The following is a 23,078-nucleotide window of genomic DNA, read 5'->3' as shown; positions in this document are numbered from 1 at the left end:
AGCGGGCCCTCGGGACCCCTCCCGGGCCGCGTTGCCGGTGTCAGCCGCCGAGCATGTCCAGGTCCGACCTGGCGATCGTCATGGTGATCAGCAGGTCGGTGATGAGGTTGTGGTTGAGGGTGTTGCCGACCGGCTGCGGGACCTCTTCCTCCAGCAGCCCGGCGACGCCGTACTCCGTGCTGAGGCGTTTGCGCACCTTGGCCACGATGTGGGCGGCGCGCTTCGCGCTCCACTGCCGCTCGGGCTGCAACTCGTCGAGGTCGAAGGCGACCTGGGCCCAGGCCAGGGGCTGTGGATAGGGCTCCAGCCGGAGATAGCGCTGGGCGAGGCAGACGAGCACCAGCTTCTCCTCCGGCGACAGGTACCGCGCCTCGTGACGGGTCGTGTCCTCGTCCGCCCGCCTTCCCTTGGCCGACCCGGCGGCCGGTGCCGGGGCGCTGATCCTGACCTCCAGGAGGTGCTCGTGCCGCGGCGAGACGACGAACAGCGGGGTGAACCCGGCCGACAGCCGCGCCCGGCCCCCGCCCAGCACCAGCCGCGACCCGGGGAAGCGGATGGGCAGACCGCCGGTGTTGTGCAGCACCCAGCGCGAGGACTCCCGCACGATCAGGCCCTGCTGCCGGCTGACGCGGGTGTCGCCGGTGCCGACGCACACATGGACCTCGGGTTCGTTGCGACCGAACAGCAGCGTGAAGTCGGCGTCCGGCGCCACGCTCATACCGCCGTTGGCGCCGAGGACATGGAGTGTGCCCGGCAGGCCCGGCGGCACGGTTCGGCTGAGGCTGCCGATGTCCCGCGGAAGCAGAGTGACTTTGCTCCCCGAACCTGCCATGACCTTCCCCCTCGTAGACGGTGGAGGGTGACCCTAGGCGCCAGCGCTCGGGAGGGGTCCCGAACCCGGGGGAGCCACGGCCATCGAACTGACCGTGTCCACGTTGTAGGGGTAGAGGATGTCGGCGGGGAGGCCACTCAACGCCTGCTCGGCCGGGTACGTCCCGTCCTGGAGCCTGTTCCCGTCCCGGAACACCTGGGCCCTGGTCCTGCCCGACGGCATGGTGTAGCGGAGCCGCAGATCGACGCTGCCCTGCTCGGGACGCACGGAGACGGTGCGGCGCCAGGGGAGAGAGGCGGTCCCCGGTGTGGTGGCCCTCCCGTTGACCCAGTAGGTGAGTTCGGACACCGGTCCGTCGCCGGTGATCACGAATTCGATCTCGACGGGCTCCTCGGAGGGGGAAGGCGCGGCGGAGGAGGCAGCAGGTGCGGCTTTCCGGGGCGCGCCGGACCCCTTCCCCTCCGGGGACGGTTCCTCGTCCCCGCTCGCGGCGAGCACGGCACCGACACCCCCGGCCACCGCCAGGACGGCGCTCACGCCCGCGACGAGGACCGTGCGCCGGCCGGGCCCTGTCTGCGGGGGCGCGGGCGGGTTGGCGGCGACGCTGAGCTGCCGGTCGATCGCGGCCAGCACGGGCGAGGGCAGCCAGGCGGGGCCGGAGGGCTCGGGGTGCGGGGTCAACTCGGCGAGCCGGAGGCCGAGTTCGGGGACGGTCGGCCGGGCGGCGGGATCGGCGCGCCGGCAGTCCGCGACCACGGCGTCCAGCGCCTCGTCCGTGCCTCGGGCGCCGCGGGCGTACTCCAGAGTGGCGCCCAGCGAGTAGACGTCGCTCGGCGGGCCGGCGTCACCCGCCATCTGTTCCGGGGACATGAAGCCCCGGGAGCCCGCCGGGCCGGTGGAGCGGGCATGGGCGGCGATGCCGAAGTCGAGGAGCCGTGGGCCGTCGGCGGTGAGGAGCACGTTGGCCGGTTTGACGTCGAGGTGGACGATCCCGGCACGGTGGATCGCGGTGAGCGCCTCCGCGAGCCCGGCCGCCAGCCGTCGTACCGAGGCCTCGGGCAGCGGGCCGTATCGCTCCACCGCGTCGCGCAGTGTCAGCGACGCCAGGAACTCGGTGGCCATCCAGGGTGCCGGGGCGTCGGGATCGGCGTCGAGGACGGGCGGGCTGTGGGTGCCGCCGGCCGCGGTGGCGGCGGCCACCTCGCGGCGGAAGCGGTCCCGGGACCCGGGCTCACGGACGTATTCGGTGTGCGGCACCTTGACCGCCACGGCCCGGCCGCCCGGGGAGCGCCCCAGGTAGACGGTGGCCATGCCGCCCGTGGCGATACGGGCCAGGATCCGATAGCGCCCGACCGTACGCGGGTCGCCCTGCTCAAGCCGCTCCACTGGTCTCCCCGTTCGCCTGCCCGTTCGTCTTCCCCGGCGGTCCGACGGCCTCGACGCGTCCCTCCACGGTGCCCAGCAGCACGAGCCCGCCGATGCCCAGCGCACCGGCGCCGAAGGCGGAGGTCGAGCCGGTGGTCGACTGGGCGGCGTAGGTCCACAGCTCACGCCCGTCGGCCGGGGCCAGCGCGCGCACCGTCGGGCCGGAGGCCTGGACCCACAGCGCGCTGTCGGACGCGCCGAGGGTCTCCGTCCCCGCGCCGTAGGGCCCCCGGGACCACACCTGCTTGCCCGTGCCCGCCCGGAACGCGCGGATCCGCCCGTCCGGCTCGCTCACGAAGAGCAGCCCGGCCCCCGCGTGCCGCATGGAGCTGCGGTAGTCGAACGACCTCCGCCAGGCCATCGTCCCGTCGTCGGCGCGGACCGCGTACACGGTCCCGGTGTTGTCCCGGCCGAAGACCATGCCGTCGCCGACGACGAGGTACACGGCCGACTGCGGCAGTTCACGCTTGAACCGGATACGTCCGCTGTCCGCCTCGATCCCGGTCAGGACGCCGTCGCCGCTCACGACCACGAGCCCCGCCGCGGCGGTGAAGACCGCGCTCGCGGACGCCGTCGCGGTCCAGCGCGGCCGGCCGTCGGCGGCGCCCAGCGCCCGCACCTGGTCGTCGGTGGCGAAACACACCACCGCTCCGGTGGCCGCCGTCCCCCACGGGAAGAACGGCACCCGGAAGCTCCAGCGCACGGCGCCGGAGACCGCGTCGACGGCACGCAGCATGGAGTCCGCGGGGCCGTCCCCCTTGGGGGCGTCGAAGAGGTAGGCCGCGTCCGTGCCGGGCGTGACGAAGGTGGCGCCGGAGGTGTCGGCGGCGCGGGACCAGCGGACCTTCCCGGTACGCGGGTCGAGGGCGCGTACCGTGCTCCGCCGGTGGTGCGCGGCGACGACCGTGTCACCGGCCCGGTAGAGGTCAGGGGCGCCGATGCCCTCGTCGGGGTCCGGGTCGATGACCTGCGTCGCCCACTGCCGGGTGGCCACCGAGGGACGGGGGCTGGAGGGGGACGCCTTGGGCGACGGACGCGGCGGCGCGGACCGTTCCTTGCCCGTCGTGGCCCGCAGCACGGCGATCGTCGCCCCGGCGGCCACGGGCAGCGCGGCGGCTGCGAGGAGCAGGTTACGGCGACTGCGCCCACGCCCGGCCGAGACGCCGGAGCCCTCGGCGGGACCGTCCGTCGCGGCCGTGGGATCGGCGGTCGGCTCCCCCTGAACCCCGGCCCCGACCCCGATCACCGCAGCCGCCGAAGCCACCCCACTGTCGGGGGACGTCGTCGGGCTCGGTGCGGTGCGGTCGATGGCCTCCGCCAGCGGCGCGGGCAGCCAACCGGTGCCCTGCACGGAGGCCGTGGGCTCCCCGAGCCGGTCCAGCAGGGCGGCGGCGGAGGGACGGCTCTCGGGCTCGGGACGCAGACAGGAGGCGATCAGCGAGCGCAGCCTGCGGTCGGGAATCCCCCCGAGTTCGGTCCGCCCCTGCCGTACCCGCTCCAGTACGGCCGCCCGGTCCGGGGCACTGAACGGCTCACGCCCCGTCGCCGCGTACGCCAGCACCGCCCCGAGCCCGAAGATGTCACCGGCCGGCCCGGCTAGGCCCCCGGACGCCTGCTCCGGCGACATGAAACCTGGCGTGCCGAGGACCGTGCCGGGGACGGTGAGCGCGAGCGCGTCCGCGGGCCGGGAGATCCCGAAGTCGATGACCCGGGGTCCGCGGGCGGTGAGCATGATGTTGCCCGGTTTCAGGTCCCGGTGCGCGAGGCCCGCCCGGTGGATGTCGGCGAGCGCCTCGGCCAGGGCACCGGCCAGCAGCCGCAAGGCGTCCGAGGGGAGCCCGCCGTACGCCTCGACGGCCTCCCGCAGCGACAACCCCGGCAGGTACTCCATCGCCAGCCAGGGCGCCTCCGCCTCCGGATCGGCGTCCAGCAGCGCGGCGGTGAAGGCGCCGGTGACGGTACGGGCGGCGGCCACCTCCCGCCGGAAACGCGCGCGGTACCGGTCATCACGCCCGGCACGCGCCCGCACCACCTTGACCGCGACCTCCCGGCCGCCGCGCGAGCGCCCGAGATAGACCGTGCCCATGCCGCCGGACCCGAGCCGGCCCAGCAGCCGGTGGTCGCCCACCCGGCGTGGGTCGTCCGGCGTCAGCGGCTGCACGAAGTCGCTCTCCCCCTCTGCCCGTTCCGGGCATTGTCCCGCACCGGCAGGGGGTGACTCTTGAGTAGCGATGGAGTTGAGGTGAAGAAAGCGGACGTCGGCCCGACGACAGCCGGTCAGTTCCCCGGCACCGCACCGGCCTTGTCGGCGATCCCGACGTCCAGCAGCGCCTCCTCGTCCGTGCCGAGGAACTTCAGGGACTTCCGGTCGAAGACCCAAGTGGCCTGCTCGTCACGGTCCTTGAAGGTGAGGCCGACGCCCTTGCGCCCGGCGATGTCCTCGGCGTTCCGGACCACCGAGACTCCGGGGATCTTCGCGGCGGCACGGTACAGGGCGGCGTTCAGCTCGGGCAGCGGCGTCGCCGACGGCAGCATCGCGCCGATCTCCTCCAAGGCGGCCTCCTCATGGGCCCCCTCACCCTCGGTGCCGTCCCAGATCTTCCGGTACAGCGCCTCCGGGTCGGTGGGCAGCGCTTCCAGCTCCCGGAAGTAAGTGACATTCGGGTCCCGCCCCAGCTTCATGTCGCCGTCGTGGAGATACGGGTTGTCCCTCCCGGAGAGGATCTTGATCCGGGCGAGCCCGGACCGCCCGCCGTCGACGGGCTGCCAGTCGTCCCGGCGGAGGGTGACGACGCCGTACTCGTCCACGTCGTCGGTGCTCTGGGTGGAGACGTAGACGTACTGGTCGTCGCGCACGGGCGTGGTGGGCCGGGCGGCGGCGACGTTGGCGATGCGGTTGAGCAGGTCGACGGCTTGTTGGTCCGGGGCGGGGGTGTCGGAGCCGCCGACGAGGAGGGTCGCGGTGACGGCGGCGGCGGTGGCGAGGGGGACGGCGAAGGCGGCAGCGCGGCGCCAAGTGCTTTTGCGGACAACGGTGTTGGGGTGCACGGCGATCTCACGCATCAGTTGCTCTCTCAGCAGGCTCTGACGGTCGCTCGACAGGACCGGTTCGCCCGGGCTCGGCAGCAGCCGGGCCAGTTCTTCACGCTCGGTGGGGTTCATCGGCACTTCTCCTGTTCCGACCGGACCGCTCGCTGCGGCCACCCGGTTCCTGTCCGGCGGCGGGAGGGCGTCCCGGGCTTTTCCTGAGCTCCGCCTCGGCCAGCCGTCGCAGTCGCTGCCGGGCGCGGGCGAGGCGGGAGCGCACGGTGCTGGCGGGGACGCCGAGGGCGTCGGCGGCGGCCGAGTAGCTCAGCCCGGACCAGACGCACAGGGCGAACACCTCGCGCTCGCCCCGCCGCAACCGCCGCAACGCGGTACGGGCGGCGGCAAGCCGCTCGGAGTCGGCGAGACGCCCCACGACCTCGTCGGCGAAGTCCGGCACGGTCTCAAGGTCCGTACGCCGGTCCGGGATCCGGGCGAGGGCGGCGCTGTGCCGCCGGGCGGCGCGACGATGGTTGCGCAGCACGTTGGTGGCGATGCCGTACAGCCAGGGCCGCAGCCCGTCGCCGTCGTACGGGTCGGGAGGCTCGGGTCTGAGCCGGTCCCGCAGCCGCCAGGCCTCCAGGAACGTCAGCGACACCGCGTCCTCGGCGGCGCCGCGATCGCCGGTCAGCCGGGCGGCGTGACCGTAGAGGGCCTGCGCGTGGGCCGAGAACAGCTCGGCGAAGGCCTCCGGGTCACCGGCCCGTATGCGGGCGCGTAGGGAAAGGTCCACACTCGGGCCCTGTCCGCGCACGTCATGCCGTCCCTGTGACGTCCATCACGCGAGGGCAGGAGTGGTGCTCAAGCCCGCGGATAGCGGGCCAGCCACCCCGGCGACGACCCCGCGGGCCCATGAAGTGCCGGCCCTTGGGTCATCTCCATGGCGAAGTCGTCGGCGAGTTCGAGGATCGTGGGGCGGCCCTCCAGTTCGGCCAGCCAGGCCGGGGGCAGGGCCGTCTCGCCGTGCAGGGCGCCGAGCAGCCCGCCGGTGAGGGCGGCAGCGGCGGCGGAGGGCCCGTCGTGGTTGACGGCGAGGCAGAGCCCGTGCCGGATGTCCTCGCCGACGAGGGCGCAGTACACGGCGGCGCCGAGCAGCCCGTCGGCCGAGCCGTCGGCGGCGAGTTCCTCGACCCGCGCCGGGGTGGGCATGCCCTGCCGTACGGCGCCCAGCGCATGCTGCAGCGCATCCGACACGGGCTCGTGCCCCGGCCGTACGGCGAGCAGCGCGAGGGCCCGCTGTACGGCGCCGTCGAGACTCTCCCCGCAGGCGAGCCCATGCACGATCACGGCGTAGGCGCCGGCCGAGAGATAGGCGATGGGATGCCCGTGGGTCTGCGTCGCGCACTCCACGGCGAGCTGGACGACCAGCTGCGGCTCCCATCCCACCAGCAGCCCGAAGGGCGCGGACCGGGCGACGGCCTCGGGCCCCAGCTCGGCCGAATTCTTGGGCGACTCAAGCGTGCCCATGACCTCGTCCCCGAGCCCGATGAGCAGCGCACGCGTCGGCTCCCGCCGGGCGTAGAGCCACTCCTCCCGAGCCAGCCACCCATCATCCTTACGGCGCTCGTCGGGCCCCCAGTCCCGCTGAGTGGCGGCCCACCGCAGATAGGCCCGATGCAGATCGGTGGGCGGATGCCACGCCCCCGTATCCCGCCTCACCTGGGCCCTTATCAACCCGTCCACGGAGAAGAGAGTGAGCTGCGTGAGATGACTGACGGCACCCCGCCGCCCGTACCCGAACCCCAGGTCGACGACGCCCTCGGCCCCGTACTGCTCCTGGATCTCCTCCAGCCCCAGCCCGTCGACGGGCGCCCCCAGGGCATCCCCCACCGCCACCCCGAGCAACGTCCCACGCACCCGGCTACGGAAGTCCTGCTGCTCGGTACGGCCCCAGACGGCGCCGGCTGTCGCACCCACCTAGACCTCCCCGCAGTGACCGCTCCGTACGACGATTCGTCACTGTAATCGAACGGGGACGGTCGGTTCAGGGGGCGGATCGGTATGCGGGATGTGACCGAAGTGAACCCAGTTGACCGTTTTCAGCCGCGAGGCGACGAAAACCCGGCCGCCGCCTCAGGCCGCTGCTGGTGCCTAGGGTGGGAGCACGGGACAAGGGAAGGGTCCGGAAGATGCACGGGGAAAGGACGCCGGCGGAGCAAGCTCTGGGGCGCTCGTACACCACCGTTGACCGAGTCGGGTTCAACATCACCCGACTGACCGTCGAGCACCATGCGGACCGCACGGCGACGTTGACGTTCGGCCTCACTGTGCAACGACCGGACCACCCGGACGAGACCTGGGTGGTCACCCTTCCATGGGACGACAAGTCCTTTGTGGACGTCCTCACCTCGCCCGCCCCCCACCCGGACCGGTTGCGGCAGCTGGTTCACATCGTCCACGCCCTGCTGGAGGAGTGGTGGGACACCAAGGGCCGCAACAGGAAGTCGGCCAAGATGGGGCGCCAGATCTCCTGAGGCGGTAGGTCTTGCGGTTGGCAGGAGTCACGACCCACCGCGTCCCGGACTTGCGCGACCTCAGCGGCGGCAGACCAGGATGCCGCCCCGGCAGGTGACCTCGAAGGCCCCGTGCTGGGCGATGTGGTCGGCGAGGATCGTGCGAGCCCGCTCGATCGTGGCGTCGAAGGGGACATCGTGCTGGTCCGCCCACGCCCGGTAGGAGGCCATGTGCGCGATGACCGGCTCGGGGTCGCGGACCGTGACGGTGCCGGGGAGTCCGATCGTCTCCACTCGGCCGAACTCCTCTCCCAGGAGGGGCGCGGCCTTCTCCAGGGTGAAACGGGCGCTGAGCGAGATGCGGGCCGGTCCTCGTCCGGTGCCGAGGACGTCGCCCGCGGCCCGCTGCCACAGGTCGTCGAGTTCGGCCTTGTCCCGACCGCTGTTGGTGGAGACGATCAGCAGACCGTCACGGGCCACCACGCGTGACAGCTCCCTGACGGCCCCCGCGATGTCCGGGACGTGGTACAGCATGTGCAGCGCCAGGGCGGCGCCGGTGCTCCCCGTGGCCAGCGGCAGGCGCGTGGCGTCCGCCACGGCGACCGGACCGGGGACGCCGGCGAGGATGCCGGGTGCGATGTCCAGGCCGAGCAGCGCCAGGTCGGGCCGGTCCTCGCGCAGCCGCTGGACGAACTTGCCATTACCGCAGCCGACATCGACCACGCGCCCACGCACACCGCTCAGCTGCTCGGTGACGATGCCGGGCAGGTCGTAACGGGGCGTCTGCCACCGGTAGAGCGATTGACGTGCGGCCAGGTCCCGTCCGCTGCGGTAGGCGCTCCCCGCGAGTCGCTCCCGGTCGGTGACGGCGGCCTCATGGGAGAAGAGACATGACCCCCACCCTGGAGTGGTTCAAGAGCAGCTACAGCGGCAACGAGGACGGTGACTGCATCGAGGTCGCCATATCCCCCGCCGCCCCCACCCACCCCACCGTCCACGTCCGCGACTCCAAGGACAGGGAAGGCGGCCGCCTCATCTTCACCACCGCCACCTGGACCGACTTCCTCGCACACACACGTCACTCCGCATAACGGGCCTGAATCGCATCCCGAGCCTCGGTGACCGCTGCCAGGCACCCGGCGAGGCCCGGCCGGTCCGCGTCGGGGCTCGCGAGGAGTTCGGTGAGCATGTCTGCGAGGAGGGCGAGGTCGTCCCATGCGGGATCCAGGGCCAGGAGTTCTGCCAGGCCCCGGTCGGCCTCGGCCCAGTCGAACAGGGCGCAGCCGAGGAAGCAGTGTGCCTGGGCGCGCATCGGCTCGGCCATGTCGTCGGCTTCCTCCACCGACCGGGCCAGCTCGCGCCAGAGGGGTTCGGCTGCCCGGGGCCCGTCTGACCGGTCGACGGTCATGGCCAGGTGGAAGGTACCGGCGTCCGGATCCCTCTCGCGCAACCGCTCGGCGATCCGGCGGGCCTCGGCCCACTGCCCGGCATGCCGGTGGATCTCGATGCGCGCCTCGTCCAGGTCCTCGTCGGGCTCCGCCCCCCGGTCCGCGTCGGCCACCCGAGCTGTCGCCTCTTCCCAACGGCCGCACCACACCAGCAGTTCGACCGCGGCCCCGCGCTCCCAGTCCATCTCCGGGTCCAGGGCGACGCAGCGGTCCAGATCGGCCAGCGCCGGCTCGATGCGCCCGATCGCCAGGCAGACGCGCGCCCGCTGGCCGTAGGCCCACGCATACTCCGAGTCGGCCGCCACGGCGCGGTCCAGATACCTCAGAGCCTCCTCGTAGGCCTTCTGGACTCGATGGATCGCTCCGAGACCCGCCAGGGCGATATCGAAGTCTGGACTTCGTTCCAGGATGCGACGGAAGACGGCGGCCGCCTCGTCGTAGCTGCCCGTGACCCGGTACGCCGTGCCCAGTTCGGCGCTGATCCAGTCGATGTCCGGTTCCGCCGCGACGGCCCGGCGCAGATCCTCGAACATGCCGTCCGGGTCGTCCAGGCGCCGCCTCACCCGGGAGCGCATCGCCAACGCCCACGCGTAGTCGGGGTCCAGTTCGACGGCTCGGTCGAGGTCGGCCAGCGCCTCCTCGTTCCGGTCCAGCTCGTACAGAGCCTGTCCGCGGCTCGCCAGGGCCGAGAGGTGGTCGGGCTGGAGGGAGACCGCTCGGCCCAGTTCCGCGACGGCTTCCTCGTACCGCTCGGCGAGCCGGTAGGCGTCCCCGCGTTCCGAGGCGACCCAGGACGCGTCGGGCGCGAGAGAGACCGCCCGGTCGAGATCGGCGAACTCCTTGTCCGGCTCCTCCCTGGCGCGGTGCAGGCGAGCCCTGCGCACCAGCGCCCAGACGTACTCCGGATCCATGCTCAGCGCACGGTTGAAGTCGGCGAGCGCCTCGTCGAGCCGCCCGAGACCATGCAGGCACACGGCCCGCTCGGCCAGGCAGGATTCGTCGGTCGGATCGAGGGCGAGGGCCCGGTCGCAGTCGGCGAGGGCCTCCTCGAAACGTGCCGCGAGCCGATGGGCCTCCGCACGTTCGGCGATGATCCACGCGGTATCGGGGGCCAGTTCGTCCGCCCGGTCGAGTGCGGCGAGCGCCGCCGGGAAGTCGCCCATCCACTGGAGGCAGACTCCACGGCCGAAGTGGGCCAGGACCAGCCCCGGATCGAGTTCGATCGCCCGGTCGTACTCGGCCAGAGATCGCCCGTACTCCCGAGCGTGCCGCAACTCCCTGCCCCGCAGAGCGTGCGCCATCGCCCGTCCCCGGCCATCCAGCCCGGGGTGGGACAGGAGCAGATCCATTGCCCTGGTCCTCCCGTCCGCTGCGTCCGTCAGCGCCTCGTGCAGACGTCGGCCCAGGTCACGCAGTGCGGAGTCGCCCGTGGCACCGCCCGCGTCCTCCAGCATCAGCGCCCAGCGGCGGCCGACCACCTGGTCCTCACGGCAGGCCGCGATCACGTCCCGCAGGGCTCCGGCGAGAGCCGCCGGCGGCCGGGCGCACAGCAGGTGGTAGGTCGCCTCCAACCGCAGGGCGCGCCACGGCTCGTGCTCCCACAGCTCGTCGGGGCGCAGATCGCCCGCCGCTTCCTCGCACCAGCGGGCGAAGACGCCTGCGAGCCGCTCGTGTCGCTCGGTCCAGTTGCGCGGCGAGCGATGCCGCTGCAACCGAAGCATCGGCTCACGTACCAGGTCGTGGTACTGCGCCCGGTCCCCGCGATCATCCACGAACGGCAGCCCGTGCAGCCAGCCGAACAACGCGGCGGCCTCCTCGTCCGGGCATTCCACGACCGTCCGGAAAACGTCCATGTCCAGACGTCGCGGCAGCGCGCACCCGAGTGCCACCGCTTGGCGCACCGGGTCCTGCTCCCACTTCAGAAAGCGTTCGACGGCGGTGGCACTGGGGTCACTTATGTCGTCCGGCTCGGTGGGACGTTGCTCAGCCAGCGTCGAAACCAGCAGGGGCAGTCCACCTGTCAGACGCAGCACCTCCTCCACGACACGTTCGGCCACGACGCCCCTGTCCGCCAGCAACCCGCGCGCTTCGGCTTCGGTGAAGGGCCCGAGCGCCACGTCCGTCATGAAGTCGGCGAAGGCGCCCCAGCGGGCGGTGTCGAACGCATGCTGGCCGGCGGTCACCACGACGACGGTGGCAGGAAGAGCGCCATGGCGGTCCGTCGTCATCACCTCGTGCAGCCACCCGTCGAGGAACGGCCCGGTTCGCTCGTACGTATCGAAGAACAGCACGATCCAGGGTGCCGCGGACGCCGCGTCGGACATTTCACTCAACAGCACCGGAGTGAGCACGCGCTCCGGGGACAGGACCAACTGCAGGTCCTCCTGGCTACGGAAGCGCGCACTGAGCCCTGACCGCAACCGGTCGGCGCCCTGTGCGAGTTGGCCTGGGTCGAGGGCACCGGCGAAGGCGCCCACCCCCGGCACCATCCCCAGCCCGACCAGCCCGGCACGCGCCACCGCCATGCTGCCCGCGGACGGCCCCTCAGGCTCCGGTGCGAGCGTGGCGACGGCGGCAGACTCGGCCTCGTGCCGCCGTTCCCGGTGCGCGGCCAGTAGTCGATCCAGTTCCTTGAACTTGTGTCCCTGGGCAGCGAATTGACGGCTGATCGCAGCCATCGCCTCCGGCACGCTGCCGACGCTCTCGTCGACGTACGCCGTCAACGCCCCCTTCCCTCGGGCGAGCTGCTCCAACTCCCGTACGAGGAAGGTCTTTCCGACCCCGGCGTTGCCGTGCACATGGAACAGGAACCGATGCCGCTCGTCCTCCGGCGGAACGTCGAAGTTCTCCCGGAACGCGGCCCGCTCATCGCTCCGCCCCACAAACCCGGCCCGCCTGCGCCGCCCGATGAGTTCCTGCATCGACGGACGCATCGGCCTCATCCACCCCACCCCCGTAGCCCGGTCTACCGGAAGTCTGGCAGAGGTTTGAGCAGCGCGAGAGACGGCGGACACCCGCGCGCTCTCAGACCTACCCTCAGACCGACCATCAGCCCGAGTTCGAGTTCGAGCGCACAGGGCCCGCCCGGCCCGGCGGCGTAGGAAGATGATCCGCATGACCACCACCCCCCGCACCCTCCATCTCGCCGCCACCCTCCTCACCGGAACCGTCGCCCTCTACATCGTCCTCGTCGCCTTCGGGAACATCACCGACTTCGGGACGAACCAGCAGTTCGTCCGGCATGTCCTGGCGATGGACACCACGTTCAAGGACGAGGACCTGATGTGGAGAGCCGTCACCAGCAAGGGACTTCAGGACGCGGCGTACGTCGCGATCATCGTCTGGGAGACCGTCGCCGCGCTCGTGCTCATATACGGCACGTGGCTGTGGTTCCGCCGCGACCTCGCCCGTGCCCGCCGTTTCTCCACGTACGGCCTGCTGATGCTGATGCTGCTCTTCGGCGCCGGGTTCATCGCCATCGGCGGTGAGTGGTTCGCCATGTGGCAGTCGGGCGACTGGAACGGGCTCGACGCCGCGACCAGGGCGTTCCTGTTCAGCGGCGTCGTGCTGATCGTCAACCACCTGGCCCCGAGCGACAGCTGACGATGCCTCAGTGCCGCAGGGCCCATTTCTGGATCGACTCCAGGGGCCCTGCGGAGAAGCGCCGCAGCCAGAGCGTGGAGCCGACCATCAGCACCGCGCAGACCACCGCCCACAGGCTGACCACCCACCACGGCCTCGCGTCGTCCAGCCGCTCCGCCAGGCCCAGGCCGATGCCGTACGAGACGAGTACGCACAGGGCGTTCTGCAGGACATAGCCGGAGAGTGCCGTACGGCCGACCGACGTCAGGCCCGTCATCAGCGGGCCCGGCCGCCGCACCCGGTCCACCACCGCGCCGATCAGGCCGATATAGCCGACGGCCAGCAGCGGGGCGGTGCCGTAGCGGGCCAGGAGGAAGAGGTCCTGGCCCGCGAGGGTCGCCGCGATGTTGAGCGGGAGGCCGAGGCCCAGGCCCCACGCCAGCAGGCGGGAACGCAGTCGGCGTCCCGTCTCGTCCGCGCCGAAGGCGCCCGCCCGGAACAGCCGTACGCCCAGGAGGAAGAGGAAGAGCAGCAGGAAGAAGGTCAGCACGGGTTCCATGCGGAGCGCTATCGCGTTCTGCAGGCGGAAGGTGATCTGGTCCAGGTAGCTGCCGTGGGCGTACAGGTCGACGACCGACTGGGAGACCCCTCCGCCGCCGCCGTCGCTGTCAGCAGCCGCCAGGGCCGCCGTCAGCAGGGCCATCAGCGTCAGATGGATGCCCGCCGCCCACCACATCACCCGTCGCTGCGCCCGTTCCGAGCGGGTCAGCAGCCAGGCGACGAGGAGTGCGGTGACGGCGTATCCCATCAGTACGTCCCAGGCGAAGACCAGTACGAAGTGCACCGTGCCCTCGGCGAACAGGAACAGCGCCCGCCACCGGTAGCGCCCGGGCCACGGCTGGCCGCGCCGCTCCGCCGAGGCGTACTGGATGGCGAGTCCGACGCCGAACAGGATCGTCAGCAGGGAGAGGAACTTGCCGTTGGCCAGCACACTGAAAACGCCGGCCACGACCCCCATGTCCGTCCCGGCCTCCAGAGCTCCCCACTCCGCACCCGGCCCCGTGAAGATCCATACGTTCGTCATGAGCGTGCCGAGGATGGCCGCTCCGCGCAGTACGTCGAGGAGGGGAAGCCGTCGTCCGGTGGGAACACCGTCGGCGGCCTGCGGTGTCCGGGTCACTCGCGCGTCCGTGTGCGTCATGCCTTCATCGTCACGGCCGTATCGGACGTAATCGTCATGAGCGAAGTCGAATCCGGTCTACATCGAAAGATGCAGCGGCCCGCTCGTACGAGTCCTACTTCCGAGTCCTACTTCACCACGACCACTGACGTGCCCGTCTCCCCGAACGTCCACAGCGCCGCCCCGTCCGCCGCGCGCATCCGGATCCCGCCGGTCTGCTTTCCCTCGGCGGGCGGGGGCGAGGAGCCGTCGACGGCGTTGGAGAAGGCGATGGAGATGCCCGACTTCGCGGCGAAGTAGATGATGTTCTCGATCTGCACACCGTCGGAGCCGGTGGTGGCCGTGTTGCGCGAGGACACCGTGTAGGTGCCGGGGTCCGGGCTCACCGTGCCCGCCCAGACGGCGAACGTACGGCGGGACTCCTCGCTCGCGTCGACCAGCCAGACGCGCTTCTGCCCGAGGGAGTAGACGACCCTGCGCCCGGTGCCGGAGCTCTTCGGTACGGCCGCCGGTGCCGTGGTCTTCGTCGGGGCGGGGCTCTTGCCCGGCGACGCCGACGCGCCCGGGCGGGCCTTGGCGGCCGTCGGGTGCGGCCCCTTCTCGGCCTGCACGGCAAGGGCGCCGACGGCGGCTATCGCTCCCACCGTCAGACCGGTCACCCAGACCTTGGGAGCAGGCACGGCACGCATCTCCTCAGGACTCCAGCCCTCGATACCGAGGGTCGGATCATCGTACCGACCCCCGGTGTCGAGATCTTCCTCAGTCCAGCACCGGCAGCAGCTCCGGCAGATGCCCGTCGGACGCGGTCGCCGCGCGCACGCGTTCCTCCGGGACCTCTCCGTACAGCGTCGTGCGGGGCCTGGCCGGGCGGCCGGCCGTCTCGGCCACCGCCACGAGGTCGCGTACCGACTTGTAGGAGCCGTACGACGAACCCGCCATGCGGGAGATCGTCTCCTCCATGAGCGTGCCGCCCAGGTCGTTGGCGCCGGAGCGGAGCATCTCGGCCGCGCCCTCCGTGCCCAGTTTGACCCAGCTGGTCTGGATGTTGGGGATGTGCGGGTGGAGGAGGAGGCGGGCCATGGCCGTGACCGCGCGGTTGTCCCGTACGGATGGGCCCGGCCTGGCGATGCCCGCCAGGTACACCGGCGCGTTCGTGTGGATGAAGGGGAGCGTCACGAACTCCGTGAAGCCGCCGGTCTGTTGCTGGATCCCGGCCAGGGTGCGCAGGTGGCCTAGCCAGTGGCGGGGCTGGTCGACATGGCCGTACATCATCGTGGACGAGGAGCGGATGCCGAGTTCGTGCGCCGTCGTGATCACTTCGATCCACGTCGCCGTGGGCAGCTTGCCCTTGGTCAGGACCCAGCGGACCTCGTCGTCCAGGATCTCGGCGGCGGTACCGGGGATGGAGTCCAGGCCCGCTTCCTTCGCGGCCGTCAGCCATTCGCGGATCGAGAGTCCGGTTCGGGTCGCGCCGTTCACGACCTCCATGGGTGAGAAGGCGTGGACGTGCATGCCCGGGACCCGCTCCTTCACCGCCTTCGCGATGTCGAAGTACGCCGTCCCCGGCAGGTCCGGGTGGATGCCGCCCTGCATGCAGACCTCGACCGCGCCCACGTCCCAGGCCTGCTGGGCGCGGTCGGCGACCTGGTCCAGGGAGAGGGTGTAGGCGTCGGCGTCGGTGCGGCGCTGCGCGAAGGCGCAGAAGCGGCAGCCGGTGTAGCAGACGTTGGTGAAGTTGATGTTGCGGGTGACGATGTACGTCACGTCGTCGCCGACGGCTGACTTGCGGACGTCGTCCGCGATCCGAGTCAGTGCGTCCAGCGCCGGTCCGTCCGCGTGCAGCAGGGCGAGGGCCTCGGCGTCGGTCAGCTTCGTCGGGTCGTCGGCCGCGGTCCGCAGCGCCTCGCGGACGTCGGTGTCGATGCGCTCCGGCTCCATCCCGGGGGCGGCCGCCTCGCGCAGGGCGCCCCAGTCGCCGTACACCTCGTCGAAGTCGTCGCGGCGGTCGGACGTACGGCCCTCGGTGTCGATGGTGGTGTGGAGGTCGGTGCGGCCGGAGGCGACGAAGGCCTCCTCGGGCTCCTGCCAGGGGTGGCCCTCGACCACCGCGTCGGGGCGGGCGAGGCCGGTCTCCGGGTCGGCGAGGGCGCGGACGTGCGGGAGCAGGCGGGGGTCGAGCCAGGGTTCGCCGCGCTGGATGAACTCCGGGTAGGTGCAGAGGCGTTCGCGCAGTTCGAAGCCGGCTGCCGCCGAGTGCTCTTTGAGTTCCTCGATCTGCGGCCAGGGGCGTTCAGGATTGACGTGGTCGATGGTGAGCGGGGAGACGCCGCCCCAGTCGTCGATGCCGGCCGCGATCAGGCGGGCGTACTCGCCCTCGACGAGGTTGGGCGGGGCCTGGATGTTGCCGGCCGGGCCCATGATGAGGCGGGCGACCGCGACGGCCGCGACCAGTTCGTCCAGTTCGGCGTCCGGCATGCCGCGCATCGCGGTGTCCGGCTTGGCGCGGAAGTTCTGGATGATCAGTTCCTGGATGCCGTGGTAGGCGCGGGAGATCTTCCGGAGCGCGAAGAGGGACTCCGCCCTCTCCTCGTACGTCTCGCCGATCCCGATCAGGATCCCGGACGTGAAGGGGGCGGAGGAGCGGCCCGCGTCCTCCAGGACGCGCAGGCGGACGGCGGGTTCCTTGTCGGGGGAGCCGTGGTGCGGGCCGCCGGGCTCGGACCACAGGCGGGTCGCGGTCGTCTCCAGCATCATGCCCATCGACGGGGCGACGGGCTTGAGGCGCTGGAAGTCGGTCCAGGTCATGACGCCCGGGTTGAGGTGGGGCAGCAGGCCCGTCTCCTCCAGGATGCGGATGGAGATGGCGCGGACGTAGGCGATGGTGTCGTCGTAGCCGTGCGCGTCGAGCCACTCCCGCGCCTCGGGCCAGCGGTCCTCCGGCTTGTCGCCGAGGGTGATGAGGGCTTCCTTGCAGCCGAGGGCCGCGCCCTTGCGGGCGATGTCGAGGACCTCGTCCGGGGACATGAACATCCCGTGCCCGGCGCGGCGCAGCTTGCCGGGGACGGTGACGAAGGTGCAGTAGTGGCACTTGTCCCGGCACAGCCGGGTGAGGGGGATGAAGACGCTCTTCGAGTACGTGATGACGCCGGGCCGGCCCGCGGCTTCGAGGCCGGCGTCGCGCACCCGGGCGGCGGACGCGGCGAGGTCGTCGAGTGCCTCGCCGCGGGCCTGGAGCAGGACGGCGGCCTCGGAGACGTCGAGGGCGACGCCGTCACGGGCGCGTTTGAGGGCGCGACGCATGGAGTTCTCGGTCGGGCCAGGCGTCGAGCCGGTTCCGGGGGTCGCGGGAGTGGTCATCCTTCGAGCATACGGTCGGTTTGATCAGGGCCGGGAGGTCAGTCGAGGAAGGCGGCGTAGTCGTCCAACGCCCCGAGTACTTCGGCCTCTCCCGCCGGTGGCAGTTGCACCACCACCTCCTCGATGCCCAACTCCGCGTAGTGCGCGAGCTTCCCGGGGTTGGGATACACGGCGTACGGCACGACCTGGAGGGCGGCGGGGTCGCGTCCCGCGTCCGTCCACACGGTTCGCAGCCGGGGGAGACTTTCGGACAGGCCCCGCCCCCCGATCGGCATCCAGCCGTCCGCGTACTCGCTGACGTGCGCGAACAGCTTCGGGCCTGCCGCGCCCCCGATGAACGTACGCGGGCCGTTGACCTTCGGGGCGCGCGGCTTCTGTGCGGGTTTGGGGTAGGCGAAACTTGCGCGTACCGACCCGAACTCCCCCTCGTGGGCGACCGGTTCGTCGGCCCAGAGGGCCCGCATCAGGGCCATCCGGTCGCGGACGAGTTCGCGGCGCGTACGCCATTCCACGCCGTGATCGGCGGCCTCCTCGACGTTCCAGCCGAAGCCGAGGCCGAGGGTGAAGCGGCCGCCGGAGAGATGGTCCAGGGTCGCGATCTGCTTGGCCAGGGCGATCGGGTCGTGCTGGGCGACCAGGGTGATGCCGGTGCCGAGGCCGAGCCGCTCGGTGACGGCGGCGGCCTGGCCGAGGGCGACGAAGGGGTCGAGGGTGCGGCCGTACTCGGGCGGCAGCTCGCCGCCGGCCGGGTACGGGGTGGTCCGCTCGACGGGGATGTGGGTGTGCTCGGGCAGATACAGCCCGGCGAATCCGCGCTGTTCCAGCTCGCGGGCGAGCCGGGTCGGCGTGATCGTCTCGTCGGTGAGGAAGATCGTGACGGAGAGGCGCATGACGGCATCTGTATCGCGCGCGGGCACAGATGTCGATACCGACCGGTCGGCCCAGCGCGCCCTCCGGTGACCGGCCCCGTCAGCTGAACGATCGGCTGGCGATTGGCTGCCGATTCCCTTCCCTTGCCCGGAAGTTCACGGCTGAATACGACAGTTGCACGCACCACCACACGGCACCACCGCACCGCACCACCCACGCCCTGTCACTCACGACGACCTGGGGAGCAGCAGCATGTGCGAGGACAACCACGCCGGCCTGGGCAGACGCGCCTTGTTCGTGACGGGCGCCGCGGCCGCGCTTACGTTGGGAAACGTGACCTTTGCGAGAGGGGCCGACGACATGCAGGACGCCGAGAGCCGTACCGTGCGCGGGACCCTTCCGCCCGGATCGCCCGACTTCGTCTACGTGCCCGTGGAAGTCCCGGACGGGGTCCGCGAGATCAAGGTCTCCTACACCTACGACCGGCCGTCCGTCCCGGCGGGCACCATGGGCAACGCCCTCGACATCGGCATGTTCGACGAGCGTGGCACCGACCTGGGCGGCAAGGGCTTCCGGGGCTGGTCGGGCGGTGCGCGCACGGAGTTCTTCATCCGGGCCGACGAGGCCACCCCCGGCTACATCCCGGGGCCGGTGCGCGAGGGCACCTGGTACGTCGCCCTCGGCCCGTACACGGTGGCTCCGCAGGGCCTGGACTACGAGCTGACGATCACGCTGACCTACGGCGAGCCGGGCGAGGCCGTCCGGCCGACGTATCCGCCGCAGCGGGCGAAGGGCAGGGGCCGGGCCTGGTACCGGGGCGACTGCCACCTGCACTCCTGGTACTCCGACGGCCGCCGCACCCCGGCCGAGATCGCCGCCCTCGCCCGTGAGGCCGGCCTGGACTTCATCAACAGCTCCGAGCACAACACGCACTCGGCGCACCCGCACTGGGCCGATGTCGCGGGCGACGACCTGCTGGTGATGCTGGGCGAGGAGATCACGACGCGCAACGGGCATGTGGTGGCGCTCGGGGTGGAGCCGGGGACGTTCATCGACTGGCGCTACCGGGCGCGCGACAACCGCTTCGGCAAGTTCGCCCGCCAGGTCCGGCGTGCGGGCGGCCTGGTCGTCCCGGCCCACCCGCACGCCACCTGCGTCGGCTGCAACTGGAAGTTCGGCTTCGGCGAGGCGGACGCGGTGGAGGTCTGGAACGGCCCCTGGACCCCGGACGACGAGGTCTCCCTCGCCGACTGGGACAGCACACTGGTCGCGTCCGTCCGCGACAACAGCCGTGACTGGATCCCGGCGATGGGCAACAGCGACGCCCACCGCAGCCCCGACCCGGTCGGCTCCCCGCAGACGGTGGTCCTCGCCGACGACCTCACCCGCGAGGCCATCCAGGAGGGCATCAGGGCGGGCCGCTCCTACATCGCCGAGTCCAAGAACGTCTCCCTCACCTTCACCGCGTCCGGCGGCCGGGGCCGGCAGGCGGGCATCGGCGGCCGCCTGGAGGTCGACCGGGACACCCCGGTCACGGTCCGCCTGGAGGCCTCGGGCGCCCCCCGCTGCACGATCCGCTTCGTGACGGACCAGGGCGTACTCCTCACCAGCGACCCCCTGCCGGTGTCCGGCTCGGGGGTGGTGGAGTGGCGGACCACTCCGTCGTACGCCGCCTATGTACGGGCCGAGTTGCGGCACGAGACGGCACTGGGCCCGCTGCCGGGCGCGTTGGCGGCGTTCACGAACCCGATCTTCCTGGGCCGTTCGTAGGGCTCACCGTCCGGCCCGGCCGTCGCCCGCGCCGCCGCAGCGCGTACACCGCGCCGGCGCCCACGGCGACGGCCGCGCCGACCGTGAGGGCCGCGCCGACCGTGAGGGCGAGCGGCATGGTGACGTCCTCGCCCTTCTCGGGGACCTTTCGGGGCGGGTGGATGGCGTACTTGTACTTGTCCCGGGAGTGCAGCCAGGTGCACTCGCCCTTCTCGTCCGGGCGCTTGGTGACCAGGACGAAGACGCCGACCCCGGTGTGATCGTTCGGATCGATCTTGCTCCACAGGGGCATGGACTTGTCGACGCGCAGGCGGAGCCGGTAGGTCAGCGTCTCGTGCGGGGCGATGCCGGTCCACGCGATCCGGCCGTACTCCTGCCCGAAGTCGAAGTCCTCCCAGGCCCGCGTCCTCGGATCCTGGAGCTGGGCGTCGACGTAGGGGCTGGTGTTCTCGGGGTCGTCGTCCATGCGGTCGTTGTAGATGGCGCTGGAGGCGGCGAACTTGTCGATCATGATGTCGAGATCCTCGAAGGCGCTGTCTGTGAGGTTCTCGACCCTGACGGTGAAACCGTGCCAGCCGCTGCCCGCCGTGACGCCCTCGGGCAGGCTGAGGGTGGCGCGCAGGCTCCGGTCCTCGTTGTCACCGTCGCACTCGTCCCAGCCGAACGACGGCGACGGCGTCGCCGATGGCGCGGGCGACCCGTCGGCGTACGCGGGCGCGCCGGTCAGCAGCACGACCGGCAGGAAAGCGGCGGTGGCCAAAAGGGCCTGACGGTGTCTCATGCGGGGAACCTCGGATACGGGGACGGGCCGATGACACCTGTGTGACCCCTGTGCTCCGCCGCCGGTTGTGGCGCACCACGGCCCCGTCACCGGATGTTTCCCCGGGCGTCACCGTCGTCGTGCGCGGTCAGGGTGCCGACCCGTCCCCCAGATCGGCCACCACCGCCGCATGGTCCGACGGCCAGACCCCGTCGACCGGGCCGTCCCCGGCGCGCCGTACCGCCCGTACATGCCCCAGTCCGCCCGTGCCGGGCGGGCCGACGTGGATGTAGTCGATGCGTACGCTCGGCTCCAGGCCCGTCGCGACATAGGGGTTGGCGCGGTCCCAGGTGGCGGAGGGGGCGTCGGGGGCGGCGTACTGCCAGGCGTCGAAGAAGACCTGGCCGGGGACGACCGGTGCGGTGCGGTAGCCGCCGAAGAGGCGGATCTCGTCGGAGTCGGGCCAGGCGTTGAAGTCGCCGGTGACGATGGTGGGGAAGGGCGTGTCGCCCCGGTTCTCGCCGACGAACTCGGCGAGGGCGGTGACCTGGCGGCAGCGTACGGCCGAGCCGTGCAGGGCGGAGGTGAGGTGGGTGGTGAAGAAGGGGATGTCGTAGGCGGGGGTGGTCAGGCGGGTGAAGAGGGCGAGGCGGCCGTCGTCGACGTCCGCGGGGGCGGGGAGGCGGAGGGTGCGCTGGGCGGTGACCGGCCAGCGGCTCAGTACGGCGTTCCCGATGTCGACGGTCGGGTCGCCGATCCGCCGGCGCCAGCGCTCGGGGGCGGGCGAAGGCGCCCAGGCCCAGTGCATGCCGAGTTCGGCGGCCAGCCACTCGGCCTGGTTCTCACCGTCGGCGGCCCACACCTCCTGAAGGCCCACGATGTCGGGGCGCAGATCACGCAGCTCGGAGAGGACAGCCTTCTGCCGGGCCTCCCAGGGCCCGAAGCGCCACCACAGATTCCAGGTCACAACCCGCATTCGGCAGCCACCCGCTCCCGCTTTCGTCATGCCGCGTCAGGAAGGGACCATTGAAGCAACAGTTCGACCCGCGTGCCCGACGCCTCGCAGAAGACAGGAGACCCACAGCCATGTCCCGCCTCACCGAGCTCAGGTTCCGCGCCGCCACCGGCTTCCAGCGCCATGTCGGCAACCCGGTGCTGCGCCGCCTCCCCCTCCAGACGCTCCTGGAGACCACGGGCCGCGTCTCCGGCCTGCCCCGGCGGACACCGGTGGGGGGACGCCGGGTCGGTGACTCCTTCTGGCTGGTGTCGGAGTTCGGGGAGCGGTCCCAGTACGTCCGCAACATCAAGGCCGATCCGAGGGTGCGGGTACGGGTGAAGGGCCGCTGGCACACCGGCACGGCCCACCTGCTCCCCGACGACGACCCGGTGGCCCGCCTGCGCCACCTGCCCCGCCTCAACAGCACGGGCGTCCGGGCGCTGGGGACGGACCTGCTGACGATCCGGGTGGATCTCGCCGACTGACCCGGACCGCGCCGGCCCGCCGCCTCCGCTCAGGCCGCCGCCCGCGCGCACAGCTCCGTCACCAGCCGCATGACCTCCTTCGGCGCCCGCAGCGTCGGAAAGTGGTCGCAGTCCGGCTGACGGACCAGCCGGCAGCCGGGGATACGGGCGGCCATCGCCTCGTTGCAGCGGATCACCTCGGGCTGGTCCTTCTCGCCGAGGAGCAGGGTGCAGGGGAGGTCGAGTTCGCCGAGCCGGTCGAAGGCGGGGGCGCCCTCGGTCTCATGGCCGTAGGTCGTGAACCAGGCCGGAATCGCCGCCCGCAGCATCCGCTCGGCCTCGGTGTCGGGGTCGGGGCCCGCCCCGCCCCAGAGCCGCAGCGCGAGGGCGACCAGGCCGTCCATGTCACCGGCCGTGGCCAGCCGGCCGATCTCCTCGGTGACCTCGGGCACCTCCAGGCCGTCGTATCCGGCGACGCCGGGCACCAGCAGGCCGAGGGCCGCCACCCGGCCGGGGTCGTCGAGCGCCAGGTCGATGGCCGTCCTGGCGCCCATGCTGGTGCCGATCAGGACGACGCGGGGCAGTTCGAAGTGGTCCAGGACGCTCCTGAGGTCCTCGGCCTGGGTGTAGGAGACGGTGGGCGCCGGTGAGCGTCCGAAGCCCCGGGCGTCGTAGGAGATCACCCGGTGCCCGCCGGACGTCAGCCCCGGCCGCACCGGTTCCCAGAGGCGGGAGTCGCCGACCCCAGAGTGCAGCAGCACCACGGGCGGCCCCGCCGCAGCCGCACCACCTGTGTCGTCCGCCCAGACCTCGCCGCCCTTGACCTGCACCATCTGTCCCATACGGGCCACTCTGC

19 protein-coding genes and 1 pseudogene are annotated in these 23,078 nt (G+C 72.0%); 5 read left to right on the top strand and 15 right to left on the bottom strand.

The window, feature by feature from the left end:
- Positions 1-40: 40 nt before the first annotated feature.
- The 6 genes from IE325_RS20380 to IE325_RS20355 form a co-directional block, all read right to left on the bottom strand.
- Positions 41-832 (bottom strand): hypothetical protein, encoded by a 792-nt coding sequence (locus IE325_RS20380; RefSeq protein ID WP_190071390.1) that lies wholly within the window; start codon positions 830-832, stop codon positions 41-43.
- A 33-nt stretch (positions 833-865) separates the two neighbouring features.
- A complete protein-coding gene (locus IE325_RS46140) occupies positions 866-2,218 on the bottom strand; it encodes a serine/threonine-protein kinase (RefSeq protein WP_229911899.1) in 1,353 nt (450 codons plus the stop codon).
- Complete coding sequence (locus IE325_RS20370) at positions 2,205-4,418, bottom strand: serine/threonine-protein kinase (protein ID WP_190071389.1); 2,214 nt, start codon at positions 4,416-4,418, stop codon at positions 2,205-2,207. The genes IE325_RS46140 and IE325_RS20370 overlap by 14 nt, the downstream gene beginning before the upstream one ends.
- A 116-nt stretch (positions 4,419-4,534) precedes the next feature.
- On the bottom strand, positions 4,535-5,419 hold the full coding sequence (locus IE325_RS20365) for a CU044_5270 family protein (RefSeq protein WP_190071388.1): 885 nt from the start codon (positions 5,417-5,419) through the stop codon (positions 4,535-4,537).
- On the bottom strand, positions 5,400-6,095 hold the full coding sequence (locus tag IE325_RS20360) for an RNA polymerase sigma factor (protein ID WP_373315190.1): 696 nt from the start codon (positions 6,093-6,095) through the stop codon (positions 5,400-5,402). The genes IE325_RS20365 and IE325_RS20360 overlap by 20 nt, the downstream gene beginning before the upstream one ends.
- A gap of 47 nt (positions 6,096-6,142) precedes the next feature.
- Positions 6,143-7,258, bottom strand: a complete 1,116-nt coding sequence (locus IE325_RS20355; RefSeq protein ID WP_190071387.1) for an ADP-ribosylglycohydrolase family protein — start codon at positions 7,256-7,258, stop codon at positions 6,143-6,145.
- A 212-nt stretch (positions 7,259-7,470) separates the two neighbouring features.
- Between IE325_RS20355 and IE325_RS20350 the strand changes: the two genes are divergently transcribed.
- The gene (locus IE325_RS20350; protein WP_190071386.1) at positions 7,471-7,815 is read left to right on the top strand and encodes a hypothetical protein; all 345 of its coding nucleotides are present in this window, start codon (positions 7,471-7,473) and stop codon (positions 7,813-7,815) included.
- A gap of 60 nt (positions 7,816-7,875) precedes the next feature.
- On the opposite strand, the pseudogene IE325_RS20345 reads toward IE325_RS20350, so the two are convergent.
- Positions 7,876-8,676, bottom strand: a pseudogene (locus tag IE325_RS20345) (class I SAM-dependent methyltransferase); the annotation flags it as partial.
- An 8-nt stretch (positions 8,677-8,684) separates the two neighbouring features.
- Between IE325_RS20345 and IE325_RS20340 the strand changes: the two are divergent.
- The gene (locus IE325_RS20340; protein ID WP_190071385.1) at positions 8,685-8,885 is read left to right on the top strand and encodes a DUF397 domain-containing protein; all 201 of its coding nucleotides are present in this window, start codon (positions 8,685-8,687) and stop codon (positions 8,883-8,885) included.
- Here the strand turns inward: IE325_RS20340 and IE325_RS20335 are convergent.
- Positions 8,873-12,184 carry an ATP-binding protein gene (locus IE325_RS20335; protein WP_190071384.1) on the bottom strand — a complete coding sequence of 1,104 codons (3,312 nt, stop codon included), beginning with the start codon at positions 12,182-12,184 and terminating at the stop codon, positions 8,873-8,875. The genes IE325_RS20340 and IE325_RS20335 overlap by 13 nt on opposite strands.
- Positions 12,185-12,347: 163 nt before the next feature.
- Between IE325_RS20335 and IE325_RS20330 the strand changes: the two genes are divergently transcribed.
- Positions 12,348-12,845, top strand: coding sequence for a DUF2165 domain-containing protein (locus IE325_RS20330; RefSeq protein WP_373315189.1), 498 nt, complete (start codon positions 12,348-12,350; stop codon positions 12,843-12,845).
- 7 nt (positions 12,846-12,852) lie between these two features.
- On the opposite strand, the gene IE325_RS20325 is transcribed toward IE325_RS20330, so the two are convergent.
- The 4 genes from IE325_RS20325 to IE325_RS20310 form a co-directional block, all read right to left on the bottom strand.
- Positions 12,853-14,025: a DUF418 domain-containing protein gene (locus tag IE325_RS20325; RefSeq protein ID WP_190071382.1), complete on the bottom strand. Its 1,173-nt coding sequence runs from the start codon at positions 14,023-14,025 to the stop codon at positions 12,853-12,855.
- A 107-nt stretch (positions 14,026-14,132) separates the two neighbouring features.
- Complete coding sequence (locus tag IE325_RS20320; RefSeq protein WP_190071381.1) at positions 14,133-14,693, bottom strand: hypothetical protein; 561 nt, start codon at positions 14,691-14,693, stop codon at positions 14,133-14,135.
- Positions 14,694-14,763: 70 nt separating this feature from the next.
- A complete protein-coding gene (locus tag IE325_RS20315) occupies positions 14,764-17,361 on the bottom strand; it encodes a bifunctional FO biosynthesis protein CofGH (protein ID WP_190071380.1) in 2,598 nt (865 codons plus the stop codon).
- 38 nt (positions 17,362-17,399) lie between these two features.
- Positions 17,400-18,251 (bottom strand): LLM class F420-dependent oxidoreductase, encoded by an 852-nt coding sequence (locus tag IE325_RS20310; protein WP_190071379.1) that lies wholly within the window; start codon positions 18,249-18,251, stop codon positions 17,400-17,402.
- A gap of 232 nt (positions 18,252-18,483) precedes the next feature.
- Between IE325_RS20310 and IE325_RS20305 the strand changes: the two genes are divergently transcribed.
- Complete coding sequence (locus tag IE325_RS20305; protein ID WP_190071378.1) at positions 18,484-20,001, top strand: CehA/McbA family metallohydrolase; 1,518 nt, start codon at positions 18,484-18,486, stop codon at positions 19,999-20,001.
- Here IE325_RS20305 and IE325_RS20300 read toward each other — a convergent pair.
- Complete coding sequence (locus tag IE325_RS20300; protein ID WP_190071377.1) at positions 19,970-20,782, bottom strand: hypothetical protein; 813 nt, start codon at positions 20,780-20,782, stop codon at positions 19,970-19,972. The two genes, IE325_RS20305 and IE325_RS20300, sit on opposite strands and share 32 nt — an antisense overlap.
- Positions 20,783-20,909: 127 nt before the next feature.
- The gene (locus tag IE325_RS20295; RefSeq protein WP_190071376.1) at positions 20,910-21,737 is read right to left on the bottom strand and encodes an endonuclease/exonuclease/phosphatase family protein; all 828 of its coding nucleotides are present in this window, start codon (positions 21,735-21,737) and stop codon (positions 20,910-20,912) included.
- 110 nt (positions 21,738-21,847) lie between these two features.
- Here IE325_RS20295 and IE325_RS20290 point away from each other — a divergent pair, with 110 nt between their 5' ends.
- The gene (locus IE325_RS20290; protein ID WP_190071375.1) at positions 21,848-22,243 is read left to right on the top strand and encodes a nitroreductase family deazaflavin-dependent oxidoreductase; all 396 of its coding nucleotides are present in this window, start codon (positions 21,848-21,850) and stop codon (positions 22,241-22,243) included.
- 29 nt (positions 22,244-22,272) lie between these two features.
- Here IE325_RS20290 and IE325_RS20285 read toward each other — a convergent pair whose 3' ends face one another.
- Positions 22,273-23,064, bottom strand: a complete 792-nt coding sequence (locus IE325_RS20285) for an alpha/beta fold hydrolase (RefSeq protein ID WP_190071374.1) — start codon at positions 23,062-23,064, stop codon at positions 22,273-22,275.
- Positions 23,065-23,078 lie beyond the last annotated feature (14 nt).

The sequence above is a fragment of the Streptomyces lanatus genome (genome assembly GCF_014655715.1).
Taxonomy (GTDB): Bacteria; Actinomycetota; Actinomycetes; order Streptomycetales; family Streptomycetaceae; genus Streptomyces; species Streptomyces lanatus.
This window is presented reverse-complemented; position numbering and strand designations above follow the sequence as displayed.